At 62.4% G+C, this 18,261-nt stretch carries 19 protein-coding genes and 1 tRNA gene; 11 read left to right on the top strand and 9 right to left on the bottom strand.

From position 1 onward, the window contains the following. Positions 1–93 precede the first annotated feature (93 nt). Positions 94–169 (top strand) — tRNA-Ala (locus tag GGR38_RS09820). A gap of 96 nt (positions 170–265) precedes the next feature. Continuing rightward, on the top strand, positions 266–1,342 hold the full coding sequence (gene cgtA / locus GGR38_RS09825) for an Obg family GTPase CgtA (protein ID WP_183624979.1): 1,077 nt from the start codon (positions 266–268) through the stop codon (positions 1,340–1,342). Between the two features lie 23 nt (positions 1,343–1,365). Here the strand turns inward: cgtA and GGR38_RS09830 are convergent, their stop codons facing one another. From GGR38_RS09830 to cobA, 7 genes are all read right to left on the bottom strand, one after another. Continuing rightward, positions 1,366–2,292 carry an NAD-dependent epimerase/dehydratase family protein gene (locus GGR38_RS09830; RefSeq protein WP_183624981.1) on the bottom strand — a complete coding sequence of 309 codons (927 nt, stop codon included), beginning with the start codon at positions 2,290–2,292 and terminating at the stop codon, positions 1,366–1,368. Beyond that, complete coding sequence (gene proB / locus GGR38_RS09835; protein WP_183624983.1) at positions 2,292–3,425, bottom strand: glutamate 5-kinase; 1,134 nt, start codon at positions 3,423–3,425, stop codon at positions 2,292–2,294. Before proB ends, GGR38_RS09830 begins: the two co-directional genes overlap by 1 nt. A gap of 63 nt (positions 3,426–3,488) precedes the next feature. Further along, positions 3,489–4,277 carry a phosphoadenylyl-sulfate reductase gene (locus GGR38_RS09840; protein WP_183624985.1) on the bottom strand — a complete coding sequence of 263 codons (789 nt, stop codon included), beginning with the start codon at positions 4,275–4,277 and terminating at the stop codon, positions 3,489–3,491. A 1-nt stretch (position 4,278) separates the two neighbouring features. Continuing rightward, complete coding sequence (locus tag GGR38_RS09845; protein WP_183624987.1) at positions 4,279–4,716, bottom strand: DUF934 domain-containing protein; 438 nt, start codon at positions 4,714–4,716, stop codon at positions 4,279–4,281. Continuing rightward, positions 4,709–6,364 (bottom strand): nitrite/sulfite reductase, encoded by a 1,656-nt coding sequence (locus tag GGR38_RS09850; RefSeq protein ID WP_183624989.1) that lies wholly within the window; start codon positions 6,362–6,364, stop codon positions 4,709–4,711. Before GGR38_RS09850 ends, GGR38_RS09845 begins: the two co-directional genes overlap by 8 nt. Further along, positions 6,364–6,654, bottom strand: a complete 291-nt coding sequence (locus tag GGR38_RS09855) for a DUF2849 domain-containing protein (RefSeq protein WP_183624991.1) — start codon at positions 6,652–6,654, stop codon at positions 6,364–6,366. The genes GGR38_RS09850 and GGR38_RS09855 overlap by 1 nt, the downstream gene beginning before the upstream one ends. Further along, complete coding sequence (gene cobA / locus GGR38_RS09860) at positions 6,651–7,445, bottom strand: uroporphyrinogen-III C-methyltransferase (RefSeq protein ID WP_246404417.1); 795 nt, start codon at positions 7,443–7,445, stop codon at positions 6,651–6,653. The genes GGR38_RS09855 and cobA overlap by 4 nt, the downstream gene beginning before the upstream one ends. A gap of 203 nt (positions 7,446–7,648) precedes the next feature. On the opposite strand from cobA, the gene GGR38_RS09865 reads away from it, so the two are divergent. The 7 genes from GGR38_RS09865 to GGR38_RS09895 all read left to right on the top strand — a co-directional run bounded on the left by GGR38_RS09865 (position 7,649) and on the right by GGR38_RS09895 (position 14,404). Beyond that, positions 7,649–8,737, top strand: coding sequence for a hybrid sensor histidine kinase/response regulator (locus GGR38_RS09865; protein WP_183624992.1), 1,089 nt, complete (start codon positions 7,649–7,651; stop codon positions 8,735–8,737). A gap of 96 nt (positions 8,738–8,833) precedes the next feature. Continuing rightward, positions 8,834–8,986: a hypothetical protein gene (locus tag GGR38_RS09870; protein ID WP_183624993.1), complete on the top strand. Its 153-nt coding sequence runs from the start codon at positions 8,834–8,836 to the stop codon at positions 8,984–8,986. A 33-nt stretch (positions 8,987–9,019) separates the two neighbouring features. Next, entirely contained in the window at positions 9,020–10,135 is a 1,116-nt protein-coding gene (locus GGR38_RS09875; RefSeq protein ID WP_183624994.1) for a sensor histidine kinase, read from the top strand. Then, on the top strand, positions 10,125–10,556 hold the full coding sequence (locus GGR38_RS09880) for a response regulator (protein ID WP_183624995.1): 432 nt from the start codon (positions 10,125–10,127) through the stop codon (positions 10,554–10,556). Before GGR38_RS09875 ends, GGR38_RS09880 begins: the two co-directional genes overlap by 11 nt. 6 nt (positions 10,557–10,562) lie before the next feature. Continuing rightward, positions 10,563–12,584 (top strand): response regulator, encoded by a 2,022-nt coding sequence (locus GGR38_RS09885; protein WP_183624996.1) that lies wholly within the window; start codon positions 10,563–10,565, stop codon positions 12,582–12,584. A 291-nt stretch (positions 12,585–12,875) separates the two neighbouring features. After that, positions 12,876–13,457, top strand: coding sequence for an LOG family protein (locus GGR38_RS09890; protein WP_168602281.1), 582 nt, complete (start codon positions 12,876–12,878; stop codon positions 13,455–13,457). Beyond that, entirely contained in the window at positions 13,454–14,404 is a 951-nt protein-coding gene (locus GGR38_RS09895) for a squalene/phytoene synthase family protein (protein ID WP_183624998.1), read from the top strand. The genes GGR38_RS09890 and GGR38_RS09895 overlap by 4 nt, the downstream gene beginning before the upstream one ends. An 83-nt stretch (positions 14,405–14,487) precedes the next feature. On the opposite strand, the gene GGR38_RS09900 is transcribed toward GGR38_RS09895, so the two are convergent. Continuing rightward, complete coding sequence (locus GGR38_RS09900; RefSeq protein WP_183625000.1) at positions 14,488–14,754, bottom strand: hypothetical protein; 267 nt, start codon at positions 14,752–14,754, stop codon at positions 14,488–14,490. A 201-nt stretch (positions 14,755–14,955) separates the two neighbouring features. Continuing rightward, complete coding sequence (locus GGR38_RS09905) at positions 14,956–16,209, bottom strand: multidrug effflux MFS transporter (protein WP_183625002.1); 1,254 nt, start codon at positions 16,207–16,209, stop codon at positions 14,956–14,958. 251 nt (positions 16,210–16,460) lie between these two features. Here GGR38_RS09905 and GGR38_RS09910 point away from each other — a divergent pair, with 251 nt between their 5' ends. Together GGR38_RS09910 and dinB are read left to right on the top strand one after the other, a co-directional pair. Then, positions 16,461–16,829 carry a UrcA family protein gene (locus tag GGR38_RS09910; protein WP_183625005.1) on the top strand — a complete coding sequence of 123 codons (369 nt, stop codon included), beginning with the start codon at positions 16,461–16,463 and terminating at the stop codon, positions 16,827–16,829. A gap of 72 nt (positions 16,830–16,901) precedes the next feature. Continuing rightward, positions 16,902–18,020 carry a DNA polymerase IV gene (dinB, locus tag GGR38_RS09915; protein WP_183625052.1) on the top strand — a complete coding sequence of 373 codons (1,119 nt, stop codon included), beginning with the start codon at positions 16,902–16,904 and terminating at the stop codon, positions 18,018–18,020. Positions 18,021–18,261: the final 241 nt, after the last annotated feature.

The raw sequence follows: 18,261 nt of genomic DNA on the forward strand, positions 1-18,261 counted from the left end.
ATCCTATATGAAATTCCCCCTTCCCACCCCGATAAGCATTCGCTAAGGGGACGCCTCCTAAGGGGAATTTCTCCAAAGGATTTGCACTGGAACGGGGCCGTAGCTCAGATGGGAGAGCGCGTCGTTCGCAATGACGAGGTCAGGGGTTCGATCCCCCTCGGCTCCACCAGATGCAGGATTTAAGCGAAATGGGCCGTCGGCTTTGGTGCCAGACGGCCCTTTTCGCATTGAAATTTCACATGTTGTTTACGCCGGAACCCTGCCCATGCATTTTCTCGACCAGGCCAAGATCTTCGTCCGCTCAGGCAGCGGTGGCGGCGGTGCGGTCAGCTTTCGCCGCGAAAAGTATGAGGAATATGGCGGCCCCAACGGCGGCAATGGCGGCAAGGGCGGCGATATCATTTTCGAGGCGGTGCCGGGCCTCAACACGCTGATCGACTTTCGCTATACCCAGCACTTCAAGGCCCAGCGCGGCGGCGGCGGCGCGGGCAGCAACCGCACGGGCGCAGGCGGCGAGGATCTGGTCATCAAGGTGCCGGTGGGCACGCAGATCCTTGACGATACCCGCGAGACGGTGCTGCTGGATATGACCCATGCGGGCCAGCGCGAGGTGTTTCTGCGCGGCGGCGATGGCGGGCGGGGCAATGCTTCGTACAAGTCCTCGACCAACCGGGCCCCGCGTCAGCATGGTCCGGGCTGGCCGGGCGAGGAAATGTATGTCTGGCTGCGGCTCAAGCTGCTGGCGGATGTGGGGCTGCTGGGCCTGCCCAATGCTGGCAAATCGACCTTCATCAACGCGGTGTCGAACACCAATGCCAAGGTCGGCGCTTATGCCTTCACCACCTTGCGCCCGCAATTGGGCGTGGTGCGACACAAGAATCGCGAATTCGTGCTAGCCGACATCCCGGGCCTGATCGCGGGCGCGGCTGAGGGCGCGGGGATCGGTGATCGCTTTCTGGGCCATGTCGAGCGTTGCCGCGTGCTGATCCATCTGATCGATATTGCCGGGGTCGATAAGGACGGCAAACCCGTCGAACCGGTCGAGGCGATGCATATCGTCGAGGACGAGCTGGAAGCTTACGGCGCCGGTCTGGACGAGAAGGCGCGTCTGGTCGTGCTGAACAAGATCGATCAGGCCGATGACGAGCTGGTCGCGGCCTATCGCAAGGAATTGCTCGAAGCGGGGGCCGACGAGGTTTTCGCCATTTCGGGCGCCAGCGGTGCGGGTATCGACAAGCTGCTCGACGCGGTGATTTCCTATCTGCCCGCCGCCACGATCACCGAACGCCCCGTGGGCGAGCGCGAAGAGATCGACGACACGCCCTGGTCACCTTTGGGGTAATTGAGGCTCGAAAGGGCTGGCCGTTAAAGCCAGCCCTCGCGCCGATACCATTCCGCCGTTCCCGTCAGCCCGCCGCGCGTTTCGATCAACGCGCGCCACAATTCGGGCGGCGGCGCGGCATCGGGGCTGACCACCCAGTCTGGATGAGTCATATAGCCCACACGGTCGGGCGTCAGCTTGGCTTTGGCCCCACGCAGCATCCCGTCGATCCGGGCGCCCAGCCGCAAAAAGCCGGGCCTCAGCGAAATCACCCAGGGCCGCTTGCCCAGCGCCGCGCCGATTGCGCGGGCCATATCGACATGGCTCCATCCGCCGGGCACGCCATCGTCCGGCTCGAACGTATGGCCATTGACCGCCATGCCGCCCGGAATCAGCGCAAGCAGCAGCCGGGCCAGATCCTCGACATGGATCATGCTGGCGCGGCCCCCGGCGGGCACGGGCACCACGCCCCATTTGGCCGCACGGAACAGCTCGAACATTTCGGCATCGCGCGGGCCATAGACGGCGGGCGGGCGGACGATCGTCCAGTCCAGCCCGCTGGCCTTGACCAGCATTTCGGCCCGCGCCTTGCTGGCGCCATAGGCCGAGAGATCAGGCTCGCGCGCCGACAGCGATGAGACGAAGATGAAGCGCGGCACGCCTGCGGCGCGCGCGGCCTCGATCATGTTCATCGTGCCCAGCACATTGGCGCGTTCGAATTCCTGCGGATCGGCGGCGTTGACGAGGCCCGCGACATGGATCACCGCCTCGGTCCCGCGCACCAGATCGTCCAGAGCGCCACGGGTGGACAGATCGCCCGCCACCCATGCCACATGGTCCTGCGGCGCCTGTGCGCGACGGGCCAGCGCCTGAACCGCAATCCCGCGCGAACGGGCCAGTTCCAGCACCATCTGCCCCACAAAACCCGTGCCGCCGGTCAGCGCGACCAGCGCTCGATCCTTGCGCACCATCAGACCATCACCAGTTGATCGCGATGGACCACGGCTGGGCGGGGGGCATAGCCGAGGATTTCGGCGTGATCGGCCGACTGGCGGCCCATCAGCGCGGCGCATTCGCCCGCGTCATATTCGACCAGCCCATGCGCCAACACCGCGCCCACGTCATCGCGGATGGTCACCGCATCGCCGCGCGTGAAAGGGCCATCGACCGCGACGATCCCGGCGGCCAGCAGGCTGGCGCCCTGACGCAGGGCTTTTACCGCGCCCGCATCCACGGTCAGCGAGCCTTTGAGCCGCAACCGCCCGCCCAGCCATGCCTTGCGCGCAGGCTTGCGCGAGCGCGGCAGGAACAGCGTGCCCACGCCCTGTTCCATGATACGGCGCAGCGGGCTTTCCACCGTGCCATTGCCGATCACCAGCGCGATGCCCGCCATTTCGGCGATTTCCACCGCCTGCAATTTCGAGATCATGCCGCCCGAACCCATGCCGCTGCCCGAGAGGGGGCTGGCCATGGCGCGGATTTCGGGGGTGATGCCTTTTACCAGCGGCAGCAATTGCGCGCCCGGTTCCTTGGGGTGGCGGTCATAGAGGCCGTCTATGTCGGAGAGCAGCAGCACCGCATCGGCGCGCGCGGCCTGCGCCACGCGGGCGGCAAGGCGGTCATTGTCGCCAAAGCGGATTTCCTGGGTGGCGACCGAATCGTTTTCATTGATGACCGGCACCGCGCCAGCATCCAGCAGGCGGGTCAGCGTGGCCGTGGCGTTGAGGTAACGGCGGCGATCCTCCAGATCCTCCAGCGTGAGCAGCAATTGCGCGGCCGTCAGACCATGCGCGCCCAGCAGTTCGGCCCACAGACCCGAAAGCGCGATCTGGCCCACGGCGGCGGCGGCCTGCGCATCGGCCAGCGAACCGCGCCCGCCCTTTTCCAGCCCCAGCCGCCGCGCACCCAGCGCAATCGCGCCCGAGGACACCACGATCACATCCTGACCGCGCGATTTTGCCGCCGCGATTTCCGATACCAGCGCGGTCAGCCATTCGCGCCGCGCGCCTGCATCATCAACCAGCAGGGATGAGCCCACCTTGAGCACAAGGCGAGGGGTCAGTGCGGGATCGGCAAGGTCGGAGAGCTGGGTTATGAGAGACATAGCCGCAGCGGATAGGGCAAAGCGGGCGGGGGAACAAGGCCCCGCCGCCCGCTATTGGTCCGGTTAAAACGCCGGTTCATACCCCGGCGGCAGGTCGCTGATATTGCTGGCCGCACCCTCGACATGGATGCCACATTCGGTCTTGTCCCAGCCGCGCCAGCGGCCCGAGCGCGGGTCTTCGCCCGGCGCGACCTTGCTAGTGCAGGGCATGCAGCCGATGGAGGGATAACCCTGCGCCACCAGCGGATGACGGGGCAGGTCATGCTCGTCCATATAGGCGGCCAGACGGGTTGCGTTCCAGTCGATCAGCGGGTTGATCTTGAGCCGTCCGGCCGCATCGGTCGTGTCGAGTTCAAAGATCGGCAGGCCCGCGCGGGTTTCGGCCTGAAACCCTTTGCGACCCGTCACCGAGGCGTCATACCCGGCCAAAGCCTTGGCCAGCGGAATGACCTTGCGGATCTCGCAGCAGCCGTCCGGGTCATAGGACCAGCGCAGGCCCGCATCGTCCTTCTTGGCCAGCACTTCGGCGTCCGGCGTCAGGTTGATGACGCCGGTCAGCCCCAGATGCGCGATCAGCGTGTCGCGATAGGCCAGAGTTTCGGGGAAATGCTTGCCGGTTTCGAGGAACAGCACCGGGGCATCGGGCGCGATGCCCGACACCAGATGGAGCAGCACCGCGCTTTCCGCGCCAAAGCTGGAAACCAGCGCAGCGCGGCCCGCCACGCCCTCGACCAGCACCGCGCGCAGCACATCCGCCGTGCTGGCATCGGCATAGCGGGCGTTGAGCGCGGCAACGTCTTCGGCGGTGAAAGCCGCCGAAGTGTCGATGCGGTCGATGGGGCGTGCGGCCATGTTACAGGCCGTGCCTCAAGGCCCAGATCGGTTTGCGGCCATCGACCACGGTGGCCTGATAGACCTGCGGCCAGACCTTGAGCGCGGTTTCGGCCTGGGCCAGATCGAGCGGAGCGTTGGGCGCGATGGCGTCAAAGCCGCAGCGGTGCAGGTGGCTGAGCATATCGACGCCAATGTCGCCGCTGGCGCGCAATTCGCCGGTATAGCCCGCCTCGCGCAGGATGCGGGCCGAAGAGAAGCCGCGTCCGTCGGTGAAGGCGGGGAAGGTGACTTCGACCAGCGAGAGGCGGTCGAGATGGGGGATCAGCGCGCGCGCATCCTCACCCGGCTCGATCACCACGGCGGTGGCATTGGTATCTTCGGCAAAGGCCGAGAGCGCGACGGTGGGGGCGCTGACGGCCTCTTCACCTTCGCGGAACAGGAACTGGACGTCAGCCATAGATCGCTTCCTTGAACGGGTTCATGCCGATGCGGCGATAGGTGTCGAGGAAGCGTTCCTCGCCTTCCTTGTTGGCCAGATAGACCTGCGTGGCCTTTTCAACCGCGCCCACGATGCCGTCTTCGTCAAAGCCGGGGCCGATGATCTTGCCCAGCGAGGTGTCCGCGCCTTCGCAGCCGCCGAGCAGGAGCTGGTAATTTTCCAGACCCTTGCGATCCACACCCAGAATGCCGATGTGGCCCGCGTGGTGGTGGCCGCAGGCGTTGATGCAGCCGGAAATCTTCAGCTTCAGCTCACCGATTTCCTCGGCCTTGTCGGCCATGCGCTCGGCAATCTTCTGCGCGACGGGGATCGAGCGGGCATTGGCCAGCGTGCAATAATCAAGGCCGGGGCAGGCGATGATGTCGGTGATCTTGTCGAGGTTGGCCTCGGCCAATTCGGCGGCGACCAGCTTTTCCCAAACCGTGAACAGATCGGCCTTGCGCACATGGGGCAGGACGATGTTCTGGGTATGGGTCACGCGCAGCTCGTCAAAGCTGTAGGTCTTGGCCAGATCGGCCATGATGCGGATCTGTTCGCCCGTGGCGTCGCCCGGAATGCCCGCTTCCTTGGTCCCATCGGCCAGCACCTTCACCGGCTTGAGGCTGATGTTGACGATGGCATAGCCCGGCGTCTTGTGCGCGGCGGTGTTGTTCTTGACCCATGCGGCAAAAGCCGGGTTCGACAGGTCGAGATCGTCCGACAGGCCGGTTTCATAGGCCGGATCGGCAAAGAACGTCTTGATGCGTTCGAGTTCGGCCAGCGGCGGTTCGATGTTCAGCGTTTGCAGATGGGCAAACTCTTCCTCGACCTGACGGCTGTATTCCTCAAGGCCCAGTTCGTGGACGAGGATCTTGATACGCGCCTTGTACTTGTTGTCGCGGCGGCCATAGCGGTTGTAGACGCGCAGGCAGGCCTCGGAATAGGTGATCAGTTCGTCGAGCGGCACGAAGGCCTTGACCAGCGGTGCGATGATCGGGGTGCGGCCCATGCCGCCGCCCACGTAAAACGCAGCGCCGATTTCGCCCGCTTCATTCTTCACGATCTGGATGCCGATATCGTGCAGACGCATGGCCGCGCGGTCGGTGTCGGAGGCGATCACGCAGATCTTGAACTTGCGCGGAAGGGCGAGGAATTCCGGGTGGAAGCTCGACCACTGACGCAGCAGTTCGGCATAGGGGCGCGGGTCGATCAGTTCGTCGGCGGTGGCGCCGGCATACTGGTCGGCGCTGATATTGCGGATGCAATTACCCGAGGTCTGGATCGCGTGCATTTCCACACTGGCCAGATCGGCCAGAATGTCGGGCGTGTCTTCCAGCTTGATCCAGTTGTACTGGATGTTCTGGCGCGTGGTGAAGTGGCCGTAACCGCGGTCATACTTGTCCGCAATATCGCCCAGCATCTTCATCTGAGAGCCCGAGAGCGTGCCATAGGGCACGGCCACGCGCAGCATATAGGCGTGAAGCTGGAGATAGAGGCCGTTCTGCAGGCGCAGCGGGCGGAACTTTTCTTCCGACAGCGTGCCTTCGATGCGGCGGCGGGTCTGGTCGCGGAATTCAGCGACGCGGGCATCCACCATCGCCTGATCATAATGGTCGTAGAGATACATCAGAGCACCTTGTCGGGGGTCGCGGTGGGATCGAGGCTGAGATCAAGGCGGACCGTGGGGCCCAGCGCGCGGATGCGCTCCTTGATGTGAGCGGGACGGATGCCATCGGCGGTCTGTTCCGCCTCGATGACATAGGCGCCATTGACGCGTCGGGCGGCTTCCTCGGCGGCGATCACGGCGGCGGCTTCATCGCCCATATCCGCCGCATCGTTGACATGGAGCGACCATGCCGCACCATTCCACCAGGTCACCGCCCCGGATTTCAGGTCATTGCCCGTGATAATCTTCACTTTATTGCCTCCAGCGCCACGCGGGCTAGTTCGGACGGGGCGCGCGCGGTCACGGCGCCGATGATGATAAGGGCAGGGCTTTGCACCCTCTCACGCTCCACCAGATCGGCCAGAGCCGCCAGCGGGGAACGCAGCACGCGCATATCGGGCCGCGTGGCATTTTCAACCACCGCCAGCGGGGTTTCCGGGGAAAGCCCGTCAGCGATCAGCTTTTCGGCAATCTGCGCGGCCGTCGCCAGCCCCATATAGATGACCAGCGTGCGCCCGATGCCCGCAAGGCCAGCCCAGTTCTGGTCGGTAAGGCCCTTGCACTGGCCCGAGACAAAGCTGACCACGCTGGCCGCGTCGCGGTGGGTCAGGGGCAGGAGCGCCGCAGCGCCCGCGCCGACCGCCGCCGAAATGCCCGGCACGACCTCGACCGGAACGCCCGCTGCGATGCAGGCTTCGGCCTCTTCGCCGCCGCGCCCGAAGATGAAGGGATCGCCGCCCTTCAAACGCAGCACATCGCCCCCGGCCAGCGCCTCGCGCACCAGCAGGGCGTTGATGTCGTCCTGCGGCATCGAATGGCGGCTGCGGCGCTTGGCCACGCTGATCAGACGCGCACCCGCAGGCGCCATGGCCAGAATGCGCGGATCGACCAGCCCGTCATGCACGACCAGCCGCGCCGACATGATCAGCCGCGCCGCGCGCAGCGTCAGCAGATCGGGATCGCCCGGCCCCGCGCCGACCAGCCAGACTTTGCCCATAGGGGCATTCGGGCCGGACATGCCAGAAGAGGTGGTTTCATTCATGGTCGCCCCCATGGGCCCATGCGCGCAAGGATGAAAGGCAGAATGGCTTTGGCCGGGGGAAGGGAAACTTTTGTCCGTGGTCATGGCTCGCCTGATCGAGGGTTTAGCTGCTTGACCAAGGGCAAATGCGGAATTGCGGCGAGAAGGGGAATTAACGACGATTGACTAGTTTTCGTACATAATTGTCAGGGGCGGAGGCGGATTTGAAGCATCACCTTATTCTGGTCGTGGATGATGATGTTCTCTCGCAGGGGCTGGTTTGCGGGATCATCGCGGCGGCCAAGCCCAATTCGCGCAGCATCATCGCCGCCAATGGGCATCAGGCGCTGGAAATGTGCCGCGAACAGGAAATCGACTGTGTGCTGGTCGATTATGAAATGCCCGATATGGACGGGCTGACGCTGGTGCGGTTGCTGCGTGAACAATATCCGTTTTTGCCGATCATTCTGTGCACCGGGGCGGGCGATGAATTGCTGGCCGCCGAAACGCTGAAAAGCGGGGCGACCGACTATTTCCCGAAAAACCGCATGTCGCCCGTGGCGCTGCGCCGCGCGGTCAACAATGCCATCGAGATTAACGAGCGGATGAAGATCATCCACGACCAGCAGCTCGACATCGAAGCCTTTGGCTTTGCGCTGGCCCATGATTTCAAACAGCCTGTGCGCCAGATCATCACCTTTTCCGACATGATCGCGCAGGAGACGAAAAGGCTGAAAGGCGAACGTCTGCCCCAGATGCTCAAATTCATGGGCGATGCCGCGCGCAGGCTCGACTCGCTGGTCGATGTGATGGTGCAGTATACTTTGCTGCAACAGACGCCTGAACTGAAGCTCTGTGTTTTTTCCGCCATTTTGAAGGAAACGATTGCATCTCTTCAGGATTATATCACCTCAAGAAATGCCACAGTGAATTTTACCGGCGATGCGCTGGTTCTGGTTAATGCCTCTTTCCTGTCACAAGTTCTCCAGAACCTGATTATCAACGGTATCAAGTATAACAAAAGCGAACAGCCGGTGATTGATATATCGGCGGTACAGAATGGCGATATTGCGCTGATCAATGTTACCGACAATGGCATCGGTATCGAGAAGCAATATCTCGAACATGTCTTCAAACCGCTGACCCGTCTGCACAATCGTTCGGAATATGAAGGGTCGGGGCTGGGGCTGACGCTGGCGCGCAAGGCGGTTTCGGCGATGCGCGGCGATATAAAGTGTGAATCCACCCCCGGCGTCGGTAGCACTTTCTCGCTGAAATTGAAAACCGCGTCGGCGCAGGACGCGGCGGCCTGACAAGCGTATAAAAGAACCATAGTGGATTATTGTCCGGGGGCTTTTGGTTAATCGCCGGTTTGACGTCAATACTTATTGGCCTTTAAGATAAATTCCATGGCGACTGTCGAGAGTGAGGGCGATGAGGAGGGTTCAACTGGGACGGAGGATGAAGAAAGCGAATTGATCGAAGGAAGATTTCGACATGAACAACAAGAATTCTTCATGGGGATTGCGGCCCGCGCATCGGGCCGTCTGCGCCTTGCGTGATACCGCGCAACGAGCGCCGGAGGCCTCGCGGCCATGATGGAACAACCCGCAACCATGCCTTTTCAGGCGGCCGATATGGACAGCGCGTTTCGCGCCCTGTTCGACTCCTCGCCCTGCGGATTGATCCTGCTGGATGAAGCCGGACGGATTGTTCATGTAAACCAGCGGCTTCAGGACATTTTCGACTATGATGCGTCCGAAATGCTGGGGCAACCGGTCGAGATGCTGCTGCCCCATCGCGACCGGGCCCAGCATGTGGGGCTGCGCGATGGCTTTATCAAAAGCCCGTCGGTGCGGCCGATGGGGCTGGGGCGCGATCTGTCGGGGCGGCGCAAGGACGGGATGGAAATCCCGGTCGAAATCGCGCTGACCTTTGTCGATCTGCCCCAGGGGCGGATGACCTGCGCGCTGGTGATCGACATCACGCTGCGCAAACGGGCCGAACTGCGCCTGCGCGAGGCCAATGTGCAGCTTGAAGAATTTACCCATGTGGCCTCGCATGATCTGCGCAGCCCCCTGCGCGGGATCGCCAATCTGATCGAATTCATCGAGGAGGATTATGGCGAGAGCGCCCCGCCCGAGGTGCGCCGCAACCTTGGCCGGATGGCCGATAGGATCAGCGCGATGGAGCGGCTGATCGATGACTTGCTGACCTATGCCCGCGCGGGGCGGCGCACGCTGAAAACCGAGGCGATCGACCTTGGCTCTATCGTGGATGAAGTGATCGCGCTGGAGGCGCCGGGGCCGGGGGTTCACATCGACGTCGATATTGCGCTGGAGCCTTTCGAAGGTGTGCGCGTGCCCATCTCCACCGTGCTGCGCAATCTTGTCTCCAATGCTGTGAAGCATCATGATCTCGACGAAAAACACATTCTCGTGCGCGCCAGAGCCGAAGGCATCATGTGCGTGATTGATGTGCGCGACGATGGTCCGGGAATCGCGCAGGCGGCTCAGGGACGCGCCTTTCGGCTTTTTCAGACAGTATCAAGTTCCGGGCGCAACAATGCCGGGCTTGGCCTTGCGGTGACCAAAAGGTTGGTGGAAGCGCATGGCGGCAATATCGAATTGATGAGCGATGATGGCCAGAGGGGCTGTCATTTCCGGGTTTACTGGCCCCGATTTGCTAGGAGCGATCTCGATGACTGCTAGGCTCAATGTCCTGATTGTCGATGATGATGACCTTACCGCCGAAATTGTATCCAGGTCGTTGAAAAAATCAGGGATCGATTTCAAGGTCATCCATGCCAGCGATGGTCAGGAAGGCCTTGAAATCATGCGGGGCCAATCAGAAAAGAGGATTGATCAGCCCTTTGTGACTTTGCTTGACCTGAACATGCCGAGGATGAACGGCTTTGAATTTCTTCAGGCAGTGCGGGCCGATCCGGGGCTTTCTTCTGCGGTCATTTTTGTGCTGTCCACGTCCGACTCCGACTCCGATCTGGTCCGCGCCTATCGGGACCAGATTGCAGGCTATTTGCTGAAATCGGCGGTTGGGCCGCAAATGATACGCCTGACAACCTTGCTTGGCGATTACGCCCATTCGGTGCGTCTGCCTCCACTTCCGCATTGATACGCCATGACCGAGATCGCCCCCCAAGCCATCCTGCTGGTTGATGACGATGATGTGGACCGCGAGGTGTTCATCCGCGCGCTCGACCGGATGGGGATGTTTTCGACCATAGCCGAGGCCAATTGCCTGGATTCGGCGCGCGAACAATTGCGCAGGCACAAGTTTGACTGCGTGCTGCTCGATTACCATCTGGGCGGCGAATTGGGCACCGATCTTGTGCCCGATATCCATGCCCACCGCGATGAGCCTTGCCCGGTCATTCTGGTCACTTTGCGCGATGCCGAAGAGGTGTTGGCCGATTCGATGCGGCGCGGGGTTTCCGATTATGTGGCGAAGGCCACGGTCAGCCCAGAACGCCTGCGCGAGGTCATCATCAGCGCGATCCGCCGGGCTGAGCTGGAACATGCCACATGGCTGGCCGATGAACGCCTGCGTCAGGCCACCGAGGCGCTGCGCGACGAGCATGAGCGATCCTTGCAGCGCGCACTGGACGAGGCGCAATCGGCCAATCGCGCGAAAAGCATGTTCGTGGCCAATATGAGCCATGAAATCCGCACGCCGTTGAACGCGATCATCGGGCTGAGCTATCTGTTGGAGCGGACCAAGCTGGACCAGCAGCAGGGCGACCTGCTGGGCAAGATCAAGGCGGCGAGCCGGGCCTTGCTGGGCATCGTCAACGATGTGCTGGATATATCCAAGATCGAGGCGAACCAGATCGATCTGGCCGTTGCCCCGTTCAGCCTGAACGAGGTGCTGCGCAGCATCGAGGGGCTGGCTCTGGTCCAGATCGGCAGCCGCAAATTGCGCTTCACCCTGCGGCGAGGGAGCAGCTTGCCCGATATGGTCGTGGGCGATGGCGGGCGGTTGCACCAGATCCTGCTCAACCTTGTCACCAATGCGATCAAATTCACCGAGACGGGCGAGGTCAGCCTGAGCGTCTCGGTCAAGAACCGTAATGACGCGATGGCGCATCTGCGCTTTCAGGTGGATGACACCGGCATCGGCATCGAACCGGAGCATATCAGCCGCCTGTTCCACCCCTTTGAACAGGGCGATGTGTCCACCACCCGGCGGTTTGGCGGAACGGGGCTGGGCCTGTCGATTTCGCGCGATCTGGCCGTTCTGATGGGCGGCCATATCGATGCCGCCAGCGAGCCGGGCAAAGGGAGTCATTTCTGGGTAGATCTGCCCTTCGAACTGGCCTCGGACGATCTGGTCGTGGCCGATGATCCGGGCGATGAGGTGGGCGCCCCCCGGCTCAAGGGCGTGCGCGTGCTGATCGTGGATGACAGCGAGATCAATCTGGAAGTGGCCCGCCATGTGCTGGAACTGGAAAGCGCGATTGTCACCACGGCGGAAAATGGCGCGCGGGCGGTGGAAAAGGTGATCGCTGAAAGAGGCGGATTTGACGTTATCCTGATGGATATCCAGATGCCGGTGATGGATGGCTATGAGGCCTTTCGCCAGATCGAATGGACGCTGGGTTCGGCTCGGCCCGCCGTGGTGGCATTGACGGCGGGTGCGGCCCATTGCGACGATCGCGACGCCACGCTGGTAAGGATGGACGGGCTGATCACCAAACCTTTTGATGCCAAGACGCTGATCGAGGTGATCCGGCAAAAGGTGGCCGCAGGGCACCCCGAACCCGAAATGGGCCGCCCGGGCGATGCGGCAGGCCATGCCGACGAATGGCCGGTGATCGACGGCATCGATGTTGACGATGCACGCGAAAGGCTGGCCGATAACAAGGCGCTGTTCCTCAATTCGCTGCAACGCTTTCTGGACGAAAACGAACAGATCGCGGCGGTTGAAGAATCCGCCTCGCCGATGATGAAGCGGTTGCACAGGATGAAGGGGAACGCGGGCCTTTTGGGCATGCAGCGTATCCGCATCATGGCGCAAAGGGCCGAAACCGCGCTGGGCCGCAACGAAGGGCCGATGGCAAAGCGATTGCTGGGCGAGTTGGACGCCGAGTTGAAGGCGGTCGCGGCGGGGTTGCAGGCCTATCGGTTGAAGCAGGCGGGGTAGAGAGATGCCTCCGGCGGGTTAAGGGCGGGGGCCCTTAACAATCCCGTTATGAGGTGACGCATGGTTGGCGTGTATGATGGATATAAAGCCTGCGGCGCAGACGGGTATGACTTTGCCGCGCCGCAGGCTTTCAACCCATGCCGCAAACACATCCATGCCAACCAAGCGCCACCCCATTAATGGGATTGCAAAGGGACGAGTCCTTTTGCCCGCCGGAGGCATCCTTCCTAAAAAAACCTGGCTCCCCATCAACCGTCTGGCCAATGGCGGAGCATTCGCTAAAGTGGGGGTATGAAACGCATTGCAGTCTATTGTGGCTCTGCCACTCCCGCCGATCCCCGTTACATCGAACTGGCCCAGGAAGTGGGCACCGAGCTGGCAAGGCGCGGGATCGGGCTTGTGTATGGTGGCGGTCGGCTGGGCCTGATGGGCGCGGTGGCCGATGCGGCGATGGCGGCGGGGGGCGAGGTGATCGGGGTGATCCCGGTGGCGCTGGCCCATGTCGAGGTCGAGCATACGGGGCTGACAGAGCTGATCACGGTTGAGACGATGCATGAGCGCAAGGCGCAGTTTGAGCGGCTTTCGGATGGTTTCCTGACCCTGCCGGGCGGGGTGGGCACGATGGACGAGCTGTGGGAGGCGGTGAGCTGGGCGCAGCTTGGCTATCACCAGAAGCCGGTGGGCCTGCTCAACGCTTATGGTTTTTACGATGGCTTGCTGGCGTTTAACCGGCACATGGGCGAGGTTGGCTTTATCCGCCCCGCGCATCAGGGCATCATTCTGGCCGAGCGCGAGCTGGACCTGTTGCTGGACCGCATGGCCGCGCATGAGCCGGGCGAGCAGATCATCCGTATGGACCCCAAGACGCTGTGACCCTTGACCGGGGGGCTTTGGTGGAGGCCGCGCGCGAGAGTATTGCGCGCGGATCGAAGAGCTTTGCCGCTGCCTCGAAACTGTTCGATGCGGCCACGCGGGAACGGGTCTGGCTGCTCTATGCCTGGTGCCGGGCTTGCGATGATCTGGCCGATGATCAGGATCATGGCGGGGCGTTAGGGGCGCAGGCCGGTGCGGCCGAGCGGCTGGAGCAGATCCGCCGCCTGACCGCGCGGGCGCTGGGCGGGGATGCAACCGGGCATTTCGCCTTTGATGCGCTGGGCGTGGTGGCGGCGGAATGCGGGATCAATGCGGTGCATACCGGCGATGTGATTGCCGGATTTGCGCTGGATGCGGCCGGGTGGAGGCCCCGGACCGAGCTGGATATGCTGGGCTATTGCTATCACGTGGCGGGCGCGGTGGGCGTGCTGATGGCGCTGGTGATGGGCGTGGACCCGGAGGATGGCGATACGCTTAACAGGGCCTGCGATCTGGGGATTGCGTTCCAATTGGGCAATATTGCCCGCGACATTGCCGAGGATCATGCGGCGGGGCGGTGCTATCTGCCTGCGGAATGGCTGACGCAGGCGGGAGTGGAGGAAGGCGAGCTGATGGCGCCCCGGAACCTGCCTGCTCTGGCCGCGATGGCGGGGCGCATGGCGGGCATGGCGCAGGTCTATGAGGCCAGCGCGCGGGCAGGGGCGGCGCGTTTGCCGTTTCGCTGCCGCTGGGCGGTCTTGTCGGCGGCGGGGATCTATGGCGCGATTGCGCGCAAGGTGGCCGCGCGCGGGCCGCGCGCGTGGGAGAGCCGGGTCTCCACCAGCGGCATGGAAAAATTGCGTTTTCTGGGCGGCGGCCTGATCGGGGCGATGGCGGGGGCGCCTGAGCAGGTGCCTCTGGTGCCCTATCGCCGGGGCGAACTGGCGAAGGCAGTAGAGCGAATTTAACCGAAACGGTCCACGTTGATGCGGAAAAAGCCCCGCCGTTTCCGACGGGGCTTTCGTGTTTTTTTGACCCGTTATTATATTTATCAGCAGGCCGAAATGGCCACGCCATGTGACCCGCAGGCATGCGGGTCCGGGTGAGGCAGATGGCGCAGGACGTGCGAAGCGTTGCTGTAGAACTTTTCGCGCGCCCATTCGGTTCCGACCGGATGATTCCTCCCGGCCGGACCGGTATTCGACGAACTGGCCTTACCTTCGATCTTGGGCAATGCCTGTGTCGAACGAACCGTATCGGTTGCCGGTGTCGCGACCAGTCCTGAAGCTGCCAGAATCAGGATAATATTAGCGCTCATACCTGTGACCCCTGTTCTGTTTTGGGCGAAAATGCCGTTTAAACAGAGGTTAAATATCTGGAATTTTGCGTTATTTTTTATTTAAGGCTGCGGGTTAAGCTGAAATCAACCATCTTTCTCGCATCCAATATGGTACGCGCCGCCCAGCCTGACGATTGGGAGGATCGACAGGCTTTTGCAAAATGCAAATCGGCATCAACGTCACGCAATGGGATAGGTTGTGCCCGGAGGATTGCGGCGGCGGAACAATTCGCCCTTCTCGCTGTAGAGAATCAGCGCCAGACAGCCGCAGCCCGCCGTCAGCAGCGCCGCCGCCAAAGGCCGCGCCGTGCCGTCAAAGGCCTGCCCGATCATCGCGCCCAGCCAAGAGGCCAGCACCATGCGGATAAACGCCTGCGCCGAAGAGGCCGCCCCTGCCTTGCGGGCAAAGGGCTGGAGCGCGATGGAGGAGAAATTGGCCCCCAGAAAGCCCAGCAGGCACATATTCAGCGTCATCATCGGCACGAATTGCCACAGCGTCTCATCCGGCCGCGTGGCCATATAGAATTGCAGCGCGCTGGTGGCGATATAGACGACCAGCGCGGTATGGCTGACCCGGCGGGCGCCGAAACGCATGACGATGCGCGAATTGATGAAATTGGTGCAGGCCATCACCATCGCCATGCCCGCAAAGATCAGCGGAAAGCGCGTTCCGGCCCCGAAATGCTCGCCCACAAGCTGTTGGCACGAGTTGATATAGCCGAACATGGCCGACTGGATCAGCGCCATGCCGAACACATAGCCCAGCGCCGCGCGGGTGGTGGTCACCTCGATCATCGAGCGGCCGATGTTGGGCAGGCTGATCGGCTGGCGATATTCGCGGCGCAGCGTTTCGGGCAGGCGCAGCGAAATCCAGATCGCCAGCGCCGTGCCCATCAGCGCCATCACGCCAAAGATCCAGCGCCAACTGGCCATCAGCAGGATCGCCTGACCCACGCTGGGCGCGATCATCGGGACGATCATGAAGACCATCGAGACGGTCGATTGCATCCGCGCCATGCGGTCGCCTTCGTGCAGATCGCGGATGATCGCGGCGGGCAGCACCGCCAGCCCCGCGCAGGCGAAGCCCACCATCGCGCGCAGCACCAGCAATTGTGTGAAATTCTGCACCAGTCCGCAGGCCGTGGAGCAGATCACATAGGCCGCGATACAGCCCAGCAGCACCGGGCGGCGGCCAAAGCGATCCGCCAGCGCGCCGGGCACCAGACAGCCAAGCCCGCTGAAAATCAGGAAAACGCCCACGACAAGCTGACGCTCGTTAGGATCGCGGGAACCCAGTTCGCGCGCCATTTCGCCAAGTGCGGGCAGCATCGAGTCCACGGCCAGCGCCTGAAGCGCTTGTACCAGACCCATGAGGAGAATGAATTCCAGCCCGCCGATCTTCTTGTCGGCAGGCTCGGGGGAGGGAGAAGTCATGGATTCACCATGGCCGTATGGCGCCGAAATGGCCAGCCCCCAGTATGAACAAATGATGTGGTGAAAATTACGCCTATAAATGGCATTATATGCTTATTGATCTGGAATTTTCAAGAGGTGTCTTGGGGTGAAAAGTCATAAATATCAGAATTAAAGTAATTTTTTAAAATTGGCACGGCCTCTGCAATCCTTCTGGCATCCGGCCGAGCCGGTTTGAACCACGCAAACGAACCACCAGAAGGATACCGACCATGTCCATCTTCCGCACCACTGCTCTCAGTTTCGCCACCACCGCCGCTTTGGGCCTTGCCACTTTCACCTTCGTCATGCCCGCCCATGCCGCCACGCCGGCTGCTCCGGCCACCTTCGAAAAGCTGGAAGGCGATGCTCCGGCGATCCGCGTTTCCTATGCCGATCTCAACCTGTCGACGCAGGAGGGCCGCCATGTGATGCGCAAGCGCCTGGCCGCCGCCGCGCATATGGTGTGCGATGAGGCTTCCGATCTGCCCGACCGGCTCAAGGCCCGCGCGCTGTATGAAACCTGCCGCGAAGAAGCGCTGGACAATGCCACCACCCATTTCGCCGCCAAGCTGAAGGAAAAGCAACTGGCCCAGCGTTGATTTGTTCTTTTTATGTTCAAATCCCGTGATGCCCCGGTGCCAAATGCGCGCCGGGGCATTATCGTGTCGCCCATGGAATCGAACGCGACACAGGATGAAGAGATCAGCGCGCCCGGCCTGCGCAAGATCATCCATGTCGATATGGATGCCTTCTTTGCCAGTGTCGAGCAGCGCGATGATCCTTCGCTGCGCGGCCTGCCCGTGGCCGTGGGCGGCAGCCGCGAGCGCGGCGTGGTGGCTGCGGCCAGCTATGAGGCGCGCAAATTCGGCGTTCGCTCGGCCCAGCCCAGCGTGGTGGCGGCGCGATTGTGCCCGGCGCTGATTTTCAAACCGCCGCGTTTCGAGGCCTATCGCGCAGTTTCGCAGCAGATCAGGGCGATTTTCCGCGAATACACGCCGCTGGTCGAGCCATTGGCGATGGACGAGGCCTATCTGGACGTGACGCAGGATATAAAAGGCATCGGCAGCGCGACGCGCATTGCCGAGCTGATCCGCGCGCGCATCCGCGCCGAAACCGGCCTGACCGCCAGTGCGGGGGTCAGCTACAACAAATTCCTCGCCAAAATCGCCAGCGATCAGAACAAGCCCGACGGATTATGCGTGATCCGGCCGGGCGAGGGGGCCGAATTTGTCGCTTCTCTGCCGGTGCGGCGGTTTCATGGCGTGGGGCCGCGCGGGGCGGAAAAGATGGCCGCGCTGGGGATCGAGACGGGGGCGGATCTGCGCGCGCGCGACATTGCGTTTTTGCGCGAGCATTTCGGATCGCTGGCCGATTACCTCTATCGCGCGGCGCGGGCGATCGATCTGCGCGCGGTCAAGCCCAATCGGCCGCGCAAATCCCTTGGCGGCGAGCGGACCTTTGACCGCGACATTTCCACCGGGCCGGGCCTGCGGCAAGTGCTGGAAGGGATCATCGAGATGGTCTGGCAAGACATTGAAAAGGCAAAGGCCCAAGGGCGGACGGTGACGCTCAAGTTGCGTCTCTCCGATTTCTCGATCCGCACCCATTCGCGTACGCTGGACCGCTTTGTCGAGGGGCGCGAGGAATTTGCCGGTATCGCGCGGGAATTGCTCGATGATCTGTTGCCGCTGCCTTTGGCGGTGCGGTTGATGGGGGTGACGCTGTCGGGGTTCGAGGCGGCGGAGGCGCCGCCGCCGGTTGAGGGGGGGGGGCAGATGGTGTTGTTTTAAGAGGAAGGTTGAATGCGAGGGACTCGTCCCTCGCGCTCCCCATACTGTCTATGTTGTGTTTGTAATTTTGCCGATGGGTGTCGGACGCGCGATCAGAATTTTGAAAGCCTGCGGCGCTTTTTAGCTTGGGTTCGCCGCGCCGCAGGGGGAGTGTCAGGAATTCCGTGTACGGGGCGGCATAATGGGTAGAAAGATCCCCAATTATGGCACGACGCAAAGCCCCTTCGATCCCCGATGACCT

This window comes from Novosphingobium sediminicola (assembly GCF_014196525.1).
Lineage (GTDB): Bacteria > Pseudomonadota > Alphaproteobacteria > Sphingomonadales > Sphingomonadaceae > Novosphingobium > Novosphingobium sediminicola.